At 66.3% G+C, this 18,578-nt stretch carries 12 protein-coding genes; 1 reads left to right on the forward strand and 11 read right to left on the reverse strand.

The features are described from left to right. Positions 1–52: 52 nt before the first annotated feature. The 8 genes from DESPIGER_RS10060 to epsC form a co-directional block, all read right to left on the reverse strand. Positions 53–1,579, reverse strand: a complete 1,527-nt coding sequence (locus DESPIGER_RS10060; RefSeq protein WP_072336300.1) for a YifB family Mg chelatase-like AAA ATPase — start codon at positions 1,577–1,579, stop codon at positions 53–55. 349 nt (positions 1,580–1,928) lie between these two features. After that, positions 1,929–2,549, reverse strand: a complete 621-nt coding sequence (gene lepB, locus DESPIGER_RS10065; protein WP_072336304.1) for a signal peptidase I — start codon at positions 2,547–2,549, stop codon at positions 1,929–1,931. A gap of 84 nt (positions 2,550–2,633) precedes the next feature. Beyond that, on the reverse strand, positions 2,634–4,007 hold the full coding sequence (locus tag DESPIGER_RS10070; protein ID WP_072336308.1) for a sodium-dependent transporter: 1,374 nt from the start codon (positions 4,005–4,007) through the stop codon (positions 2,634–2,636). 91 nt (positions 4,008–4,098) lie between these two features. Next, entirely contained in the window at positions 4,099–5,478 is a 1,380-nt protein-coding gene (locus tag DESPIGER_RS10075) for a sodium-dependent transporter (protein ID WP_072336311.1), read from the reverse strand. Between the two features lie 42 nt (positions 5,479–5,520). Then, positions 5,521–6,822 carry an NCS2 family permease gene (locus DESPIGER_RS10080; RefSeq protein WP_072336314.1) on the reverse strand — a complete coding sequence of 434 codons (1,302 nt, stop codon included), beginning with the start codon at positions 6,820–6,822 and terminating at the stop codon, positions 5,521–5,523. Between the two features lie 279 nt (positions 6,823–7,101). Beyond that, complete coding sequence (locus tag DESPIGER_RS10085; RefSeq protein ID WP_072336319.1) at positions 7,102–8,355, reverse strand: amidohydrolase family protein; 1,254 nt, start codon at positions 8,353–8,355, stop codon at positions 7,102–7,104. A 16-nt stretch (positions 8,356–8,371) separates the two neighbouring features. Continuing rightward, on the reverse strand, positions 8,372–8,518 hold the full coding sequence (locus DESPIGER_RS12985) for a hypothetical protein (RefSeq protein WP_156831688.1): 147 nt from the start codon (positions 8,516–8,518) through the stop codon (positions 8,372–8,374). After that, positions 8,515–9,426, reverse strand: a complete 912-nt coding sequence (gene epsC, locus DESPIGER_RS10090) for a serine O-acetyltransferase EpsC (protein ID WP_072337715.1) — start codon at positions 9,424–9,426, stop codon at positions 8,515–8,517. The genes DESPIGER_RS12985 and epsC overlap by 4 nt, the downstream gene beginning before the upstream one ends. Before the next feature lie 278 nt (positions 9,427–9,704). Here epsC and DESPIGER_RS10095 point away from each other — a divergent pair, with 278 nt between their 5' ends. After that, positions 9,705–10,649, forward strand: a complete 945-nt coding sequence (locus tag DESPIGER_RS10095; protein WP_072336322.1) for a phosphoglycerate dehydrogenase — start codon at positions 9,705–9,707, stop codon at positions 10,647–10,649. A gap of 314 nt (positions 10,650–10,963) precedes the next feature. Here the strand turns inward: DESPIGER_RS10095 and DESPIGER_RS10100 are convergent, their stop codons facing one another. The 3 genes from DESPIGER_RS10100 to nifJ form a co-directional block, all read right to left on the reverse strand. Beyond that, complete coding sequence (locus tag DESPIGER_RS10100; RefSeq protein ID WP_072336326.1) at positions 10,964–12,175, reverse strand: acetate kinase; 1,212 nt, start codon at positions 12,173–12,175, stop codon at positions 10,964–10,966. Positions 12,176–12,277: 102 nt separating this feature from the next. Next, positions 12,278–14,380 carry a phosphate acetyltransferase gene (pta, locus tag DESPIGER_RS10105; RefSeq protein ID WP_072336328.1) on the reverse strand — a complete coding sequence of 701 codons (2,103 nt, stop codon included), beginning with the start codon at positions 14,378–14,380 and terminating at the stop codon, positions 12,278–12,280. Between the two features lie 294 nt (positions 14,381–14,674). Then, positions 14,675–18,223 carry a pyruvate:ferredoxin (flavodoxin) oxidoreductase gene (nifJ, locus tag DESPIGER_RS10110; protein WP_072336331.1) on the reverse strand — a complete coding sequence of 1,183 codons (3,549 nt, stop codon included), beginning with the start codon at positions 18,221–18,223 and terminating at the stop codon, positions 14,675–14,677. Between the last annotated feature and the right edge of the window lie 355 nt (positions 18,224–18,578).

Consider the following 18,578-nt stretch of genomic DNA (forward strand, 5'->3'; position numbering starts at 1 on the left):
CCGCCGGCAGGCGTTGTTTTGCCCGGTGCTGCCTGCCGCTGCGTGCCCGTCCCTACTGCGGGCGATCCAGCACGCGCAGGGAGATGGCCTCGGCCACATGGGCGGGAGCGATGGCGTCCTTGCCGTCCAGGTCCGCGATGGTGCGGGCCAGGCGCAGCACCCGGGTGTAGGCACGGGCGGAAAGGCCCAGGGCGCGCACGGCCTGTTCCATGAGCGCGTGCCCGGCGGCATCGAGAGCACAGAAGCGTTCCAGCAAAAAGCCGCCCAGATCGGCATTGCAGCGGCAGGCTGTCCCGGCATAGCGGGCCTTTTGGCGCTCACGGGCCGCCAGGACGCGTTTTCGGATGGTGGACGAGTCTTCGGCAGGGCTGCCCCCGCGCAGGTCCTCATAGGGCACGGCAGGCACCTCCACATGGACGTCGATGCGGTCCAGCAGCGGGCCGGACAGCCGGTTGCGGTAGCGGTGCAGAGTGTCGGGGCGGCAGGTGCATTCGTGGTCGGGGTCACCGTAATAGCCGCAGGGGCAGGGGTTCATGGCGGCCACCAGCATGCAGGCGGCCGGATAGGTGAGGCTCTGCCCGGCACGGGCGATGGTCACGCTGCCGTCCTCCAGGGGCTGGCGCAGCACTTCCAGGGCATTCTTGCGAAATTCGGGCAGTTCATCGAGGAAGAGCACCCCGCGGTGGGCCAGGCTCACTTCGCCGGGGCGGGGATGCAGGCCGCCGCCCACCAGCGCGGCTTCCGAGACCGTATGGTGCGGCGCCCGGAAAGGCCGCACACGCACCAGCCCCTGGCCGGGGGCCAGCTTGCCCGCCACGCTGTAGACCTTGGTGACTTCCAGGGCCTCTTCAAAGTCCAGGGGCGGCAGGATGGTGGGCAGGCGCTGGGCCAGCATGGTCTTGCCGCTGCCGGGCGGGCCGATCATGAGCAGGTTGTGGCCGCCGGCGGCCGCCACTTCCAGCGCCCGGCGCGCGCCCTGCTGGCCGCGGACCTCGGCGAAATCCATGCCGGACAGCGCGGCATCCTCCGCAGGCGCGGGCAGGGGCTGCCGGGCCTCGAGCGCTTCCCGCCCCAGCAGGAAGGCCACGCACTGGGAAAGGTGCGCGGGCGTGCGGACCGCCACGCCCCGGACCACGGCCGCTTCGGCCCCGTTGTCCGGCGGCAGGATGACGGAGGTGAGGCCCTGCTGCCGGGCCATGATGGCCAGGGGCAGCATGCCGGGCACGGGCTTGAGCGCACCGGAAAGGGAGAGCTCACCGGCAAAGATCCTTCCCTGCAAGGCTTCCACGGGGATCTGCCCGCTGGCGGCCAGCAGGCCCAGGGCCAGGGGCAGATCGAAGGCCGTCCCGCTCTTGCGGCGTCCGGCCGGAGCCAGGTTCACGGTGATGCGCGAAGGCGGCAGACGGAAGCCGCAGGCCCGCAGGGCCGAAAAGACCCGCTCCCGGGCCTCGCGCACGGCCGCCTCGGCCAGGCCCACCAGCGTGAAGCCGGGCAGGCCCTGGCGTACCAGATCCACTTCCACCTCCACGGGAAAGGCATCCACCCCTTCCAGACCGGCGCTGTACAATCGTATGACCATATCCCTCCCCCGCGCCGCCGGCCGTCCTGCCGGAAGCACGCGGCCCCCGCCGGGAGGGGCCGTCGTCCCGGCCTCGGGCGGCGGCTGCAAAAAAAAGCGCTGCCGCATCTGCGACAGCGCCGGTGACCGGTATCACGGGGCCCCGGGCACGGAGCCGGACAGGACGGAGGCCGGGGCGTTCCTGCGATGGCGGCCGGAAGAGCCCCCGTGCGGCTTCTCCGGCACGGCTCCCCGCCGGCATCCTCCCGCCGCATGCCCGGCACGCGTGCGCGAAAAGGCGGCCGGAAGAAGGCACGGCCTCCCGGCAGCGGTACGCTGCCCGCCACAGGCCCTCCCCGTCTTCCGCGTCCTAGCGCACGGCCTTGCCGATGCGGCTCCAGCGCGGGCTGTTGTCCTTGTCGTCCCAGGACCAGTAGATGCGCCAGGCCTTGGCCTGGATGGCGCCGCGGTCCACGAAGCCCCAGAAGCGGGAGTCCAGCGAATTGTCGCGGTTGTCGCCCATGACGAAATACTTGTCCGGCGGCACGGTCACGGGCCCGAAGTTGTCGCGGACGGGCTCGATGATGTTGGGCTGTTCGTAGCGGACGTAGCTCTCTTCCACGGGCATGCCGTTGCGGTAGAGGCGCTTGTCGCGCACGGTGATGACGTCGCCGGGCAGGCCGATGACGCGCTTGATGTAGTCCACCGAGGGATCGTTGGGGTATTCGAAGATGATGATGTCCCCGTAGGCGGGATCATCGCCGCGGTAGATGTAGCTGTGGGTGAAGGGGATCTTGATGCCGTAGGCGAACTTGCTGGCCAGCAGGTGGTCGCCCACCAGCAGGGTCTCGACCATGGATTCCGAGGGGATCTTGTAGGCCTGGACCACGAAGGTCCTGATGACGAAGGCCAGGACCAGGGCCACCAGCAGGGCTTCGCCGTATTCACGGATCAGCGATTTCTTGGAGGATTTCTGCAGCAGTGTACTCATGGATCTTCCTTTAGCGGGATTGCCGCCCAGCGTGCGGCCCTTGCACTATGCCCCGGCAACGCGCCGAGGGCAAGCCCCCGGACATCATTTGCCGAACTTGTCCACGTAGCCCATGACGAAGACCAGCAGGATGATGCAGGGCAGGCCGTAGCGCAGATAATACTTCATGAAGCGCGGGAAGCGCATCCCCTGGCCCTGGTTGACCTCGGCCACGAAATTGTCCCACCCCCAGCCGCGCCGCCAGCTGCAGAAGAGCAGAAAGAGCAGGCAGCCGAAGGGCAGCAGGTTGTTGCTGAGCAGGAAGTCCTCCAGATCCAGCACGCAGCTGCCCGGCCCGAAGGGCTGGAAGCCGGCCAGCAGGTTGAAGCCCAGCGCGCAGGGCAGCGAGGCCAGCCACAGGCAGACGAAATGTACGGCGCAGGCCCGGCGGCGGGGCATGCCGCTGACGTCCACGCTGTAGGAGATGATGTTCTCGAACACGCCGATGACCGTGGAGAGCGCGGCGCAGCTCATGAAGACGAAGAAGAGCGTGCCCCAGAGGATGCCGCCGTCCATGGCGTTGAAGATGTTGGGCAGGGTGATGAAGATCAGGCCCGGGCCGCTGTCGGGCGCCACGCTGAAGGCGAAGCAGGCCGGGAAGATGATCAGGCCCGCCATGATGGCCACGAAGGTGTCCAGGCTCATGATCCACAGGGCCTCGCCGGTGAGGGAGCGGTCCTTGCTCTGGTAGCTGCCGAAGATGGTCATGTTGCCGATGCCCACGGAAAGGGTGAAGAAGGCCTGGGTCATGGCCGCATTGAGCACGGCGTACCAGCCCACGCTCTGCATCTTGCCTACGTCCGGGGCCAGATAAAAGCTCACGCCCGCGCCCGCGCCGGGCAGGGTCAGGCTGCGGACCACCAGCAGCACCAGGATGGCCAGCAGGCCCACCATGATGACCTTGACCACGCGCTCCACGCCCTTCTGCACGCCCATGGCGCAGACCAGGCAGCCCGCGCCCACCACGATGGTCATGCCCAGCACCTGCTCCAGGGGGCTGGCCAGCGTGCTGCCGAAAAAGGCCGCCACGCCCGCGGTGTCCAGCCCGGCCAGGTTGCCGGCAAGGCTGTGCCAGCAATAGGCCAGCATCCAGCCCGTGACCGTGGTGTAGAACATGGAGAGCAGGTAGCTGCCCCACAGGGGGATCCTGCTGAACATGTGCCAGCGCGTGCCTTCGGGCGGCAGGACCTTCAGGGCGCGTCCCATGTTGCTGCGGGACGCGCGCCCCACGGCGAATTCCATGATCATCACCGGCAGCACGGCCAGCAGGCAGAGCAGGTAGACGCCCACGAAGACCGCGCCGCCGTACGCACCGGTGATGTAGGGGAAGCGCCAGACGTTCCCCAGCCCGATGGCGCAGCCCGCCGAAAGCAGCAGAAAGCCCAGACGGCTGCCCAGCATCTCTCTGGACTGAGACATGAAACCTCCCTGCCGGCCGCGGATGCGGGGCGGCATGTAGCGTTGTGAGCGGGAAAAGGCGGGGGCGGCCCTTGCGGGCCGCCGGGCCCGTCTACTTGCAGAACTTGTCCACGTACCCCATGACGAACACGAAGATGATCAGGCAGGGCAGCACATAGGTCACATAGCCGCGCAGCCAGCGGGGGAACTTCATGCCGGTGCCCTGGTCCACTTCGGCGATGAAGTTGTCCCAGCCCCAGCCGCGGCGCAGACAGCAGAAGAGCAGGAAGAACAGGCCGCCCAGGGGCAGGATGTTGTTGCTGATGAGGAAGTCTTCCAGATCCAGCACGCTGGTGCCGGGGCCCAGGGGCTGGAAACCGGCCAGCAGGTTGAAGCCCAGGGCGCAGGGCAGCGAGAAGAGCCAGATGCCCACGGCATGCAGCCAGGTGGCGCGACGCCGCTCCATGCCCCACACGTCGGCGCTGTAGGAGATGATGTTCTCGAACACGGCGATGACCGTGGAAAGGGCGGCGAAGCTCATGAAGATGAAGAACAGCGTGCCCCACAGCCGGCCGCCGGCCATGACGTTGAAGATGTTGGGCAGGGTCACGAAGACCAGGCCGGGCCCGGCGCCCGGCTCCACGCCGAAGGCGAAACAGGCCGGGAAGATGATGAGGCCGGCCATCAGGGCGACGAAGGTGTCCAGGCCCATGATCCACATGGCCTCACCGGTGAGGGAGCGGTCCCTGCTCTGGTAGCTGCCGAAGATGCACATGGCGCCGATGCCCACGGACAGGGTGAAGAAGGCCTGGTTCATGGCCGCGTTGATGACCGGGAACAGGCCGGTCTTCTCCAGCTTGGAGGGATCGGGCGACAGGTAGAAGGAGACGCCCGCCTCGGCGCCGGGCAGGGTCAGGGAGCGGATGACCAGGGCCATGAGGATGAAGAGCAGGCCCAGCATCATCAGCTTGACCACGCGCTCCACGCCCTTCTGCACGCCCATGGCGCACACGCCGCAGCCCATGAGCACCACCAGGGTCATGCCCACCACCTGGGCCACGGGATCGCCCAGGGTGGCGCCGAAGAACGTGCCCACGCCGGCGGCGTCCAGGCCGCTCAGGGCCCCGCTGGCCATGTACCAGCAGTAATAGAGCATCCAGCCCGTGACCGTGGTGTAGAACATCATCAGCAGATAGCTGCCGATGAGGGCCACCTTGCCGCCCCAGTGCCACTTGCTGCCCCTGGGCTCAAGGATGTGGAAGGCCAGGCCCATGTTGCGGCGGGCGGCACGGCCCACGGCGAACTCCATGATCATGGTAGGCACCACAGCGAACAGGCAGATCAGATAGATACCCACGAAGATGGCGCCGCCATACGCGCCGGTGATGTAGGGGAAACGCCAGACGTTCCCCAGCCCGATGGCGCAGCCCGCCGAAAGCAGCAGGAAGCCCAGCCGGCTTCCCAGCATCTCACGCTGTGTGTTACCAGACATAATTCCGCCTTGATCCTTTGAGAGTTGAAATGAAAAGCCCTGCTAGCCGCGCAACGCGAAATTGGCGGCAAAGCAGACGGCAACGATGTACATGACGGGGCTCACCTCGCGCCAGCGCCCGGTCAGGACGCGCAGCACCACGAAACTGATGAAGCCGAAGCCGAAGCCCGTGGCGATGTTGAAGGTCAGGGGCATGGCGATGATGGTCAGGAAGGCCGGGATGGCCACGCTCAGGTCGCGGAACTTGATCTGCACCACTTCCTGCATCATCAGGGCGCCCACCAGCACCAGCACGGGGGCCGTGGCATAGGCGGGCACCATGGCCACCAGCGGCGTGAAGAACAGGGCCAGCAGGAACAGGCCCGCGATGGTCACGGCCGTGAGGCCGGTACGGCCGCCTTCGGCCACACCGGCGGCGCATTCCAGGTAGGAGGTGGCCGTGGTGGCCCCCAGCACGGCGCTGCACATGGTGCCGATGGAGTCCGTCACCAGGGCCCTGTCCAGATGGCGGATGTGGCCTTTCTCATCCATGAAGCCGGCCTTGCGCGCCAGGCCGATGAGCACGCCCATGTTGTCGAACAGGTCCACCATGGTCAGGGTGAAGATGATGGAGATCAGGCCGTGATGCAGGGCGCCCCTGAGGTCCATCTGCATGAAGGTCCCGGTGGGCAGGGGCAGGCTGAAACCGGAAAAGGCCTGCTCCGGCATGGAGGTCACGCCGCAGAGCACGCCGGCCACGGTGACGGTCAGGATGCCGATGATCATGGAGCCGGGCACCCGCAGGCACATGAGCATGGCCATCAGGGCCAGGCCGCCCAGGGCCAGCAGGGCTTCGGGCCTGGTCAGGGGCCCCAGGGTGACGAAGGTGGAGGGGTCCGCCACCACGATGCCGCAGTTCTTGAGGCCGATGAAGGCGATGAAGGCCCCGATGCCGACCACGATGGCGTATTTCAGATCCATGGGCACGGCGTCGATGATCATCTGCCGCACGCGGGTCACGGTCAGCAGCATGAAGAACACGCCGGAGATGAAGACCGCGCCCAGGCCCGTCTGCCAGCTGTAGCCCGCCGGGCCGCAGACGTAATAGGCAAAAAAGGCCGTGATCCCCAGGCCGGGCGCCACGCCCACGGGAAAGCGGGCCCACAGGCCCATGAGCAGGGTGATGGCGATGGTCACCCAGATGACCGCGGCCACGGCGCTCTCGCGCGGCATGCCCGCATCGGCCAGCATGGAAGGCACCACGAAGATCAGGTAGCACATGGCCATGAAGCTCGTCAGGCCGGCGCGCAATTCCTGCCGTACCGAGGTCCCGTTGGCCTTGAGGGCAAAGATCCTTTCCAGCATACATCCTCCTTTCTGACCGGAGAGCTCCGCCGTGGGAGTGCGGCGCCCCCGGACGCACCGGCAGAAAGACCGGCCCGCAAGGGCCGGTCTCCGGGCGTCCCGCCCGGCCGGCAGGGGCCGTGCCTCCCGTTGCCTGCGGCGGCACAGCCGTCAGCCGCGCTCCGCAACAGGGGTGCGAAGCGTTCTTATACCCGGCAAGGCGCACTCTGCCAAGTGCGCCGCCAAAGCAAAAAAGGCGCGGCACCCCCGTCAGGGATGCCGCGCCGGTAAAAACGTCCCTCAGGCGGCCGGGCCGGTGCCGCCCTGCTCCGGGCCGCTCCAGGCACCGTCCGTGACCATGCGGCGGCCCCGCGCCCAGACATGGCGCGGCCAGCCCTGCACCTCAAGGCCTTCATAGGGAGTATAGTCGCCCTGATGCAGCTCGCGGGCGCTCAGTTCCCGGCGGCAGGCCGGGTCCAGCACCACCACGTCGGCATCGAAACCGGCGTCCAGGCGGCCCTTGCGCCCGCCCAGGCCCAGCAGACGGGCGGGCGTGGTGCAGGCCACGTCCACGAAGCGCGGCAGGGTCAGGCGGCTCTTGCGCACGCCTTCCGAGAACAGCAGGGGCAGGCGCGTCTCCACGCCGGGCATGCCCTGCGGGCAGGCAAAGACCGATTCCCGGCCGGTGGCCCATTTGCGGGCGTAGCTGACCTCGTCATGGGCGGAGACCACATGATCCAGCAGGCCGCGGGCAAGGGCGTCCCACAGCAGGCGCCCGTCGCGCGGGGCGCGCAGGGGCGGCATGCAGACATACTTCAGGCCCTCGGCCGCGCCCTCGCCGTAGCTGGCGGCATCCAGCAGCAGATAGCGCGGCGCCGTGCAGGCATGGACACGGCCGCAGCCGTGCCCGCCGGAAAGCGCCGTCAGGGCGCGTGCCGACGAGACCGGGCCCAGGCACAGGGGGCTTTCCGCGGCATGGGCCAGGGTCAGCGCCAGACGCACGGCCGTTTCTTCGGCATAGGCGGGGAAGACCTGCGGCCAGACCTGCACGTCCCGCTGTCCTTCGGCCTCCAGACGGGCGCGCATGCCCCTGCCCACGGGCTCCAGACCGCAGGCGGCCAGCGGCAGCATGTCCCGGGCCCTGAGGTCGCGCAGGCGCATGCAGGCATCGGCGGCCGTCAGCAGCGACGCGGGGAAGGCCGCGCAGGCCGCCGCATCCGGCAGTTCCCCGGCGGCGTCGGCGTGCACGACCACATCCACGGGCAGGCCGTCCGTGACCGGCGCGGAGCCGTCGCACGGCGGCAGCACGCCCAGGCTGGTGGTGCCGCCCATGAGCGCGGCCCGGGCCAGTCCGCCCAGCCCCGCCCCGGCGGGACGCACCTGGGCATCCACACCGCCGGGCAGCACATAGCAGTCCGTGGCGTCCACCACGCAGGCGCCGGAAGCGGAAAGGCCCTCGCCCACTTCCACGATACGTTCGTCCTCCAACAAGACATCGGCCTTGCGCACGCCGTCATGGCGCACCACCAGACCACCCTGTACCAGAGTACGCATGATCCCGACCTCGCTGTTACAGGCCGCGTCCCATGGAGACGCCGCCGATCATCTGTCCCTTGGCCTTGACCTCCGTGCCGCAGCCGCTCAGGCAGGCCGCCAGCACCACCGCCGCCAGCAGAAGCAGCGGCAGGAAGGGCCGCCCCTTGCGCGCGGGCCTCATGACGGCCGCTCCTGCGTGACCTTGGCCCCGGCGGGCACGTCGTCCGTGATCCAGACATTGCCGCCGATGACCGCGCCCCGGCCCACGGTGACGCGGCCCAGGATGGTGGCGCCCGCGTAGACCGTCACCCGGTCTTCCAGGATGGGATGGCGCGGGATGCCCTTGGTCAGGGTGCCGTCGGCGTTCTTGGGGAAGGAGAGCGCGCCCAGGGTCACGCCCTGGTAGAGGCGGCAGCTGTTGCCGATGATGCAGGTCTCGCCGATGACCACGCCCGTGCCGTGGTCGATGAAGAAATCGTTGCCGATGGTGGCCCCGGGATGGATGTCGATGCCCGTGCGCGAGTGGGCCATCTCGGAGATGATGCGCGGGATCAGCGGCACCTTGAGGCTGTAGAGCTCGTGGGCGATGCGGTGATGCACCATGGTGTACATGGAGGGATAGCAGAAGATGGTCTCGCCCGGGCTGGTGGCCGCGGGGTCGCCTTCGTAGCCCGCCTGGGCATCCCCGGCCAGCTTGTGGCGGATGTCCGGCAGCTTGTCCATGAAGGCCAGCGCCAGCTCGCGGCTGTTGCGCTCGCAGTTCTGGCAGCCCTCGCCCTCGCCCGTGCAGGAGAAGGAGATGCCGCGCTGGATCTGCTCGGCCAGCAGCCGGTAGACGCTGTCCAGGTTGGCGGCCAGATGATGGCGCATGGATTCGCGCCAGACGCGCGCGGCCCCGAAATAGCCGGGGAACAGCGCTGCCCGCAGGCGATCCATGATCTCGCTCAGCCTGTCCAGGGAAGGCATGGCCATGCCGCGGGCCGAACAGTGCCAGACCTTGTCCAGGGATTCGGGATGGCAAAGACGGTCGACCACGGAATCCAGGCGCTGCATGGCGTCGGAAGAAGGAGTGTCCTGAAGAATGCTCATAATCACCTGCGTCATGTTTTTTCGCGCATTGTACACGGCAGAGGCCCGCAAGGCAAAGGAAAACGGGCACCTGCCGGCGGCAGCGCCCGTCATTGACAAATCCGCCCGCTGGGCTAGGTTCAGGACGCAGGCCCCGTCCGTGCAGGACCGCCGTCCCCCATGCCGCAGGACAGGGGCACGGACCGCCGCCCCCGCCTGTCCCGTCCCTGCCGGCCGGGGCGGCATGCGCGCAACGGGCCTCCCGCCCCGTCCACCCCTTCCCCACAAGGAGCCCCGCCATGAAAGTCCTGGCCACCCCGCGATCCTTCGGCAAGAACAATCCCGAACTTTTCGACATCCTCCGCGACGCGGGGCTGGACGTCGTGCGCAACGATACCGGCGCCATCCTCTCCGCTGCCCGGATGTGCGAGAAGCTGGCCGACTGTGACGGCCTGATCGTGGGCGTGGACCCCGTCGATGCCACGGTGCTGGCCGCCGCGCCCCGGCTCCGGGCCATCGCCAAGTACGGCGTGGGCCTGGACAATATCGACCTGGCCGCCTGCGAGGCCCGCGGCATCAGGGTCTCCCGCACCGTGGGCGCCAACAGCGAGGCCGTGGCCGACTACGCCCTGGCCCTCATGCTGGGCGTGGCCCGCAAGGTGGCCCTCATCGACCGCCGCTGCCGCGAACGGGACTGGAGCAAGATCACCGGCATCGACCTGTACGGCAAGACCGTGGGCATCATCGGCCTGGGCGCCGTCGGCAAGCGGGTGGCCCGCCGCTGCGGCGCGGGCTTCGGCATGAAGGTGCTGGGGCACGACATCGCCTGGGATGACGCCTGGGCCGCCGGGAACCATGTGGAACGCGCCGGTCTGGAACGCATCTTCCGCGAAGCCGATTTCATCAGCCTGCACACCAGCCTCGACGACAGCACCCGCCATCTGGTGGACGCCCCGCGGCTGGCCCTCATGAAGCCCACCGCCATCCTCATCAATACCGCCCGAGGCGAGCTGGTGGACGGCCCCGCCCTGCTGGAGGCCCTGGAGCAGAAGCGCATCTACGGCGCCGGTCTGGACGTGTTCGAGCAGGAACCGCCGCAGGACGCCCGCTGGTACGCCCTGGACAACCTGGTCATGGGGTCCCACTGCTCGTCCTCCACCAGCGGCGCCGTGGCCACCATGGGCCATATGGCCGTCAGCAACCTGCTCCGCGATCTGGGATTGGGGGGCTCCGGCGGATGCTGATGCGGGGGAAGGCCGTGCCCCGCTTCTGTGCCGCTCTGCCCTGAAGGGAAAAGAAAACGGGGCCGTCTCCTGAGGGAGACGGCCCCGTTCCGTATCGTGGGAGCTGTCGTTGACGCCGGGAAGCGAGGTACCGGTGCGGCGGGCACAGCTCCGTATGCGTCCTTCGCTGCCGCGCCCGTCCCTTGCCGCTCTGCTTTGAACGGAGGAAGGTGCGCGGGACGCGCCTTCCCGGGAGCGGTTTGGGGAAGGGGAACGCGGGGCGGGGCCGCTTTGCACCGCAGGGGAAAGCGGCTCCCCCCTGCGGCATCTGTGTCTTAGGCCAGCACTTCCATGGTGGCCTGGGCGATCTGCAGTTCCTCGTTGGTGGGGATGATGAGGACCTTGATCTTGCTGTCGGGGGTGGAGATGGTGCGGGCACCGGGCTTGCGGGTGCCGTTTTCTTCCAGGTTCAGGCGCACGCCCAGCTCTTCCAGGCCTTCACAGACCATGGCGCGGACGATGTCGTCGTTTTCACCGATGCCGGCGGTGAAGACCAGGGCATCGACCTTGCCGCCCAGCAGGAAGAAGTAGGCGCCCAGGGTCTTCTTGATGCTGCGGACCAGCATCTTGAGGGCCAGTTCGGCCTTTTTGTTGCCGTTTTCCACTTCCTTGTGCACGTCACGCATGTCGGTGAAGCCGCACAGGCCCAGCAGACCGGACTTCTTGTTCATCAGGGTGTCCATCTCCTCGGGGGTCAGGCCCTTCTTTTCCATGATGAAGGGGACGATGGCCGGGTCGATGGAACCGCAGCGGGTGCCCATGATGAGGCCTTCCAGAGGCGTGAGGCCCATGCTGGTATCAAAGCACTTGCCGTCTTTCACGCAGCTCATGGAAGAGCCGTTGCCCAGGTGCATGGTGATGGAGCGCAGCTCGGACTGGGGCTTGCCCAGGTATTCGGCGGTCTTCTTGGCGATGTACTTGTGGGAGGTGCCGTGGAAGCCGTAACGGCGGATGTGCATCTCTTCGTAGATCTCGTAGGGCAGGCCGTACATGTAGGCTTCCTGCGGCATGGCCATGCCGAATTCGGTGTCGAACACGGCCACGTTGGGAACGCCGGGGAAGAGCTTTTCGGCCACTTCGATGCCCATGAGGTTGGCGGGGTTGTGCAGGGGGCCCAGGGGGAAGCAGTCACGGATGATCTGCTTCACGTTCTCGTCCACCTTCACGGTCTCGGTGATGGATTCGCCGCCGTGCAGCACGCGGTGGCCGATGGCGTAGATCTCGCTCTTGTCCTTGATGACGCCCTTTTCGGCATCGGTCAGCAGGGAGATGACCAGTTCCATGGCTTCCACATGGGTGGGGAAGGCGCTTTCGCGCACGATCTTTTCCTCGTGGTCGGTGTCGGGGGCGATCTTGTGGGTCAGCTTGCCCGTGCCGCCCTGGCCGATGCGTTCGGCCAGGCCGGAAGCCAGGACGGTCTCGGTGTCCATTTCCAGCAGCTGATATTTGCAGGAGGAAGAGCCAGCATTGATGACCAGTACTTTCATGAGAGATCCTCGTCGGGGGGGAATGGAGGGACGGAGCCGTGGCTCCGTCCCTGATATGATGGTTGCGGACAGGATGCCGGGCGCGGCCGGCGCGTGCCCGTGCTACTTCTGCTTTTCGGCAGCGGCCTGGATGGCGGTGATGGCCACGGTGTTCACGATATCGGGCACGGTGCAGCCGCGGGACAGGTCGTTGACGGGCTTGTTGAGGCCCTGCAGGACAGGACCGATGGCCACGGCCTCAGCGGCGCGCTGCACGGCCTTGTAGGTGTTGTTGCCGGTGTTGAGGTCGGGGAAGATGAAGACGGTCGCCTTGCCGGCCACCTTGCTGTTGGGCAGCTTGGTCTTGGCCACGGTGGGATCGATGGCGGCGTCGTACTGCAGGGGGCCTTCCAGGGAGAGCTGGGGAGCCTTTTCCTTGGCCAGGGCCGTGGCTTCCACCACCACATCCACGTCGGCACCCTTGCCGGACGTGCCGGTGGAGTAGGAGAGCATGGCCACACGGGGCTCGATGCCGAAGACCCTGGCGGTATCGGCGGAGGCCACGGCGATCTCGGCCAGCTGCTGGGAGGTGGGGTTGGGGTTGACGGCGCAGTCGCCGAAGACCAGCACGCGGTCCTTGAGGCACATCAGGAAGACCGAGGAGACCACGGAATAGCCGGGCTTGGTCTTGATGAACTCGAAGGCGGGACGGATGGTGTGGGCGGTGGTGTTCACGGCGCCGGAGACCATGCCGTCGGCATCGTCCTTCTTGACCATCATGGTGGCGAAGTAGGTGGCGTCGCTCATGACGTCGCGGGCACGTTCGATGGTCACGCCCTTGGCCTTGCGCAGTTCGGCGTAGGTGGCGGCGTAGTCTTCGAACTTGGGCGAGGTGGTGGGATCGATGATGGTGGCCTTGCTGACGTCAAGGTGCAGTTCGCGGGCCAGCTTGTTGATCTTGTCCTCATTGCCCAGCAGGATGATGTCGGCCACTTCGCGGCGCAGCAGGATGTCCGTGGCCTGCAGGATGCGGGGTTCCTCGCCTTCGGCCAGGACGATGCGCATCTTGTTGGCCTTGGCGCGCTCGATGAGGTTCAGTTCGAACATCATGGGCGTCATGCGGCCGGGTTTGGTCATGTTCAGGCGGGCGCTGATCTCCTTGCCGTTGACGTAGTGGTCATACAGGCCCAGCACGGTGTTGATCTTGCGGGTATCGGTGGGCTCGATGAGGCCGTAGATCTCCTGCAGGGACATGAAGGCCTTGGAGGTGTGCTGGTCGGTCAGCAGCACGGGCAGGGGAGCGCCGGTCCAGCCCTCGATGAGGCTGCTCACTTCGGCGCTGGGGCGGATGCCGCCGGTCAGCAGCACGCCGGCGATGTCGGGCTTGCTGGAGGACAGGCGGGAGGCGATGGAGGCCAGCAGGATGTCGGTGCGGTCGCCGGGGGTGACGATGAGCTGATCCTTGGCCAGGTAGCCCAGGAAGTTGTCCACATGCATGGCGGCGATGAGGTAGTCGCCCACCAGGGCGTCGAGGTGGGCCTCGCCGGAGAGCACCTCGGCATTGAGGCCCTTCTGCAGGTCGCGCATGGTGGCGCGGCCCAGGGCGGGCTCGTCCGGGATGGCGTAGACCAGGCCGGGCTTGCCGTCCACGGCAAAGATGTCGCTCAGGTCGTCGGCTTCGGCGCGGGTCAGGCTGGCGCGGTTGACGATGGTGGCGATGACATCCAGGGAGTAGGGGGCCATGGAGTCGCGGGTCACCAGCAGGGAGTCGCGCACGTCCTCGGCGGTCTTGCCTTCACCACTGGTGATGAGCATCACGGGGCAGCCCAGGTTGGAGGCGATCTCGGCGTTCAGTTCGAATTCGAAGACCGGGTCCTTGCCCAGGAAGTCGGTGCCCACGCAGAGCACGAAATCGTGGCGGCTCTGGAGTTCCTTGAACTTCTGGATGATGTTCTCGATGACCAGGTTGCGGTCGCCCTGATTGATGATGGTGCGCACTTCCTGGTAGGTGTAGGCGAAGGTGTCGCAGTAGTCCTGCTTGAGCTTGAAATGTTCCAGCAGCAGGTTGATGTCCGGGGCGCGGTCATCCAGCTGGGGTTCATTGATGATGGGGCGAAAGATGGCCACATCCTGCATGTTGCGGCTCAGGATGGACATGGTGCCCAGGGCGATGGCGCGCTTGCCGGTGCGCGGGCCCGTGGCGGTAAGGTATAGGGCGCGATGCATGGTTTCCTCCAGGACGGGGCGCTGGCCCCGGTGAATCGATGCCGTTATGGTTGAAGTTTCGCAAGCCGGAAACTTCCAGAGCGCGGATGGGCTGATGGCGCGCCGCGCGCCGCGGCCCGCAGGCCGCTGCCCGGGCGGGCGGAAATATGGTGGTGCTCCATGCGGGGCTGCCGTCCCGGCATGGGCGCGTCCTGGCCGGCGGTGCCGGAGGACGCGGGGGCCGGACCCGTGCTCCAGATAATGGGGGCGCGGCCGTTGCGGCCGCGCCCCTTCATTCATTCAGCGTATGCCGGCTTAGTTTTCGCTGCCGGGATGGGGCAGGCTGGCCAGCTGCTTGTACAGAGCGTGACGCTCGTTGTAGGCCTTGTCCAGTTCGGCCTTGAGCTGCTTGGACACTTCGGGATCCTTCTTGTCCAGAGCGGCAAAACGGGTCTCGCCGGCCAGGAAGGCCTGCAGTTCACCGTTGGGATCCTTGGTGTAGTCCAGCTGGAAGGGATTCTTGCCTTCCTTGGCCAGTTCGGGGTTGAAGCGGTACAGGGGCCAGTAGCCGGTCTGCACGGCCAGCTTTTCTTCTTCCTGGCTCTTGCCCATGCCCTTGCGGATGCCCTGGTTGATGCAGGGAGCGTAGGCGATGATCAGCGAGGGGCCCTTGTAGGCTTCGGCTTCGCGGAAGGCCTTGAGCACCTGCTGCTTGTCGGCGCCCATGGCGATGGAGGCCACGTACACATAGCCGTAGCTCATGGCCATGCGGCCCAGGTCCTTCTTGCCGATGCGCTTGCCGGCAGCGGCGAACTGGGCGATGGCGCCCAGCGGGGTGGACTTGGAGGCCTGACCGCCGGTGTTGGAGTACACTTCGGTATCCATCACCAGGACGTTGATGTCGTCGCCGGAAGCCAGGACGTGGTCCAGACCGCCGTAACCGATGTCGTAGGCCCAGCCGTCACCACCGAAGATCCACACGCTCTTCTTGGTGAAGAGGTCGCCCATATCCCACAGCTTGTGGGCCAGGGCGTGGTTGGCTTCGGACAGGCTGTCCAGGTTGTCCAGGATCTCTTCGCCGAACTTGCGGGAGCCTTCGGCGTCGTCCATGTTGTCCAGCCAGCCCTGCAGGGAGGCCTTCAGTTCGTCGTCGATGCCTTCGGTGGCCAGGGCTTCCTTGACGGCCAGGGCCAGGGCGCCGCGGCGCTGTTTGTAGCCCAGACCGATGCCGCAGCCGAATTCGGCGGCGTCTTCAAAGAGGCTGTTGCCCCAGGCGGGACCGAAGCCGTCCTTGTTGGTGGTGTAGGGCGTGGTGGGGGAAGAGGCACCCCAGATGGAGGAGCAGCCGGTGGCGTTGGCGATCAGCATGCGTTCGCCGAACAGCTGGGTGAGCACCTTGACGTAGGGGGTTTCACCGCAGCCGGCGCAGGCGCCGGAGAACTCGTGCAGGGGCTGCTGCAGCTGGGAACCCTTGACGGTGTCGCGAGCCATCAGGTCGTCCTTGATGGAGACGTTGGCTTCGGCGAAGGCCAGGTTGGCCACCTGGGCGTCGATCTGGGTATCCAGGGGCTTCATGGACAGGGCGCGCTTTTCAGGCTTGGTGGGGCAGACTTCCACGCAGGAGCCGCAGCCCAGGCAGTCTTCGGCGTACACCTGCATGCGGAACTTCATGCCGGTCAGTTCCTTGCCCTTGGCGGGCACGGTCACGAAGCTTTCGGGAGCGCCGGCCAGTTCTTCGTCATTGGCGACCACGGGACGGATGGCGGCGTGGGGGCACACGAAGGAGCACTGGCAGCACTGGATGCAGTTGTCGGCCACCCATTCGGGCACGTTGATGGCCACGCCGCGCTTTTCACAGGCGGCGGTGCCCAGGGGCATGATGCCGGCGGGTTCCATGGCGGACACGGGCAGCTTGTCGCCGCGCTGGGCCAGGATGGGACGCACCACACCGGCGATGTAGTCGTCGTCGCCGCAATGGCAGACTTCGGCGCCTTCGGTGGCGTCAGCCCAGGATTCGGGGTACTTGATCTCGACCAAGGCGTCCATGCCCTTGTCCACGGCGGCGATGTTCATGTTGACGATCTTGTCGCCCTTCATGCCGTAGGTCTTCTTGATGGATTCCTTCAGCAGGGCCACGGCCTTGTCGAAGTCGATGACGTTGGCCAGCTTGAAGAAGGCGGTCTGCATGATCATGTTGATGCGGCCGCCCAGACCCACTTCCTGGGCCACGGCAACGGCGTCAACATTGAAGAACTTCAGGTGCTTGCGGGCGATGGTGCGCTTCATGGAAGCAGGCAGGTGCTTTTCCATGTCTTCCAGCGACCAGTTGGAGTTCAGCACGAAGGTGCCGCCGTCCTTGATGCCGTCCAGGATGTCGTACTGGGTGACATAGGCGGCCTTGTGGCAGGCGATGTAGTCGGCCTGGGTGATGAGGTAGGACGACTGGATGGGGCTCTTGCCGAAGCGCAGGTGGGACACGGTGAAGCCGCCGGACTTCTTGGAGTCGTAAGCGAAGTAGGCCTGGGCGTACATGTCGGTGTTGTCGCCGATGATCTTGACGGCCTGCTTGTTGGCGCCCACGGTGCCGTCGGCGCCCAGACCGAAGAACTTGCACTGCACGGTGCCGGCGGGCACGGTGTCGATCTCTTCTTCAACGTCGAGGCTCAGGTTGGTCACGTCGTCGTTGATGCCCACGGTGAAGTGGTTCTTGGGGGCCAGGCCCAGCATGTTGTCGAACACGGCCTTGGCCATGCCGGGGGTGAAGTCCTTGGAGCCCAGACCGTAACGGCCGCCCACGATGGTGGGAGCTTCGCCCTTTTCCATGAAGGCCGTGCACACGTCCTGGTACAGGGGCTCGCCCAGGGAACCGGGTTCCTTGGTGCGGTCGAGGACGGTGATGGTGGTGGCGGTGGCGGGGATGGCCTGCAGCAGGTGTTCGGCCGAGAAGGGACGGAACAGATGCACTTTCACCAGGCCCACGCGCTGGCCGCGTTCGTTCAGGTAGTTGACGGTTTCCTGGATGACTTCACAGGAGGAACCCATGCTGATGATCACGCGGTCGGCTTCGGGATGGCCCACATAGTCGAACAGGCGATGCTTGCGGCCGGTGATGGCGGCCACTTTCTTCATGTTTTCCAGCACGATGCCGGGCACGGCGTCATAGTACAGGTTGCTGGCTTCGCGGTTCTGGAAGAAGATGTCGGGGTTCTGGGCGGTGCCGCGGATATGGGGATGTTCCGGGTTCATGGCATTGGCGCGGAACTCTTCGACCTTGTCCCAGGGCACCAGCTTGCGGATGTCTTCGTAGTCGATGGTCTCGATCTTCTGCACTTCGTGGGAGGTACGGAAACCGTCGAAGAAGTGGCAGAAGGGCACGCTGGCGTCAAGGGCGGACAGATGGGCGACCAGGGCCAGGTCCATGCATTCCTGCACCGAGGAGGAGCAGAGGAAGGCAAAACCGGTCTGGCGGCAGGCCATGACGTCCTGGTGGTCACCGAAGATGGACAGCGCGTGGGAAGCCAGGGCACGGGCCGAAACATGGAAGACGCCGGGAAGCAGTTCACCGGCGATCTTGTACATGTTGGGGATCATGAGCAGCAGGCCCTGGGAAGCGGTGTAGGTGCTGGTCAGGGAGCCGGCGGCCAGCATGCCGTGCACGGCACCGGCGGCACCGGCTTCGGACTGCATTTCACGCACGGTCACGGTCTGGCCCATGAGGTTCTTGCACCCCTTGGCGGCCATTTCGTCCATGACTTCGCCCATGACGGACGAAGGGGTAATGGGGTAAATGGCAGCCGTGTCCGACAGAGCGTAGGCAATATACGCGGTGGCGTTATTGCCGTCCATGGTTTTCATTTTCGCCATCTGTTCCTCCTTGCGCGTCTATCTTGGCGCGCATGTTTTTCCGGAATGGACACACCGGCAGGCCGGTGGTCTTTCTTGTGCAAACAGAGAGGATCCATCGCATCATGCCGGGGCATGAGGGCCGGAGCGGCCCGGGCGGAAGAAGCCCGAAAAAAACGGCCGGGACCGTGCCTGTTCGCAATGGATGAGCCCTACCACAAAATTGTTTGTTTGAACAGTCTAATGTGGTCAGGCTGTGAAAAAAAATGCACAGGCATTTTTGCAAGAGAAACAAAGGACTTAGGACGATATGGAACCGCTGCGGCCCCGCAGGACGCGTGACCGCCGCCTTTGTCTCTCTTCAGGCTGCCTACTA

Origin of the sequence: Desulfovibrio piger (genome assembly GCF_900116045.1) — a bacterium.
GTDB lineage: Bacteria > Desulfobacterota > Desulfovibrionia > Desulfovibrionales > Desulfovibrionaceae > Desulfovibrio > Desulfovibrio piger_A.

Bases quoted from the DNA above. Each gene is read 5' to 3' on its own strand.
- DESPIGER_RS10060 (WP_072336300.1), bottom strand. From the start codon at position 1,579: ATGGTCATACGATTGTACAGCGCCGGTCTGGAAGGGGTGGATGCCTTT.
- DESPIGER_RS10080 (WP_072336314.1), bottom strand. From the start codon at position 6,822: ATGCTGGAAAGGATCTTTGCCCTCAAGGCCAACGGGACCTCGGTACGG.
- DESPIGER_RS10085 (WP_072336319.1), bottom strand. From the start codon at position 8,355: ATGCGTACTCTGGTACAGGGTGGTCTGGTGGTGCGCCATGACGGCGTG.
- DESPIGER_RS10075 (WP_072336311.1), bottom strand. From the start codon at position 5,478: ATGTCTGGTAACACACAGCGTGAGATGCTGGGAAGCCGGCTGGGCTTC.
- pta (WP_072336328.1), bottom strand. From the start codon at position 14,380: ATGCATCGCGCCCTATACCTTACCGCCACGGGCCCGCGCACCGGCAAG.
- DESPIGER_RS10070 (WP_072336308.1), bottom strand. From the start codon at position 4,007: ATGTCTCAGTCCAGAGAGATGCTGGGCAGCCGTCTGGGCTTTCTGCTG.
- DESPIGER_RS10100 (WP_072336326.1), bottom strand. From the start codon at position 12,175: ATGAAAGTACTGGTCATCAATGCTGGCTCTTCCTCCTGCAAATATCAG.
- epsC (WP_072337715.1), bottom strand. From the start codon at position 9,426: ATGAGCATTCTTCAGGACACTCCTTCTTCCGACGCCATGCAGCGCCTG.
- DESPIGER_RS12985 (WP_156831688.1), bottom strand. From the start codon at position 8,518: ATGAGGCCCGCGCGCAAGGGGCGGCCCTTCCTGCCGCTGCTTCTGCTG.
- lepB (WP_072336304.1), bottom strand. From the start codon at position 2,549: ATGAGTACACTGCTGCAGAAATCCTCCAAGAAATCGCTGATCCGTGAA.
- DESPIGER_RS10095 (WP_072336322.1), top strand. From the start codon at position 9,705: ATGAAAGTCCTGGCCACCCCGCGATCCTTCGGCAAGAACAATCCCGAA.
- nifJ (WP_072336331.1), bottom strand. From the start codon at position 18,223: ATGGCGAAAATGAAAACCATGGACGGCAATAACGCCACCGCGTATATT.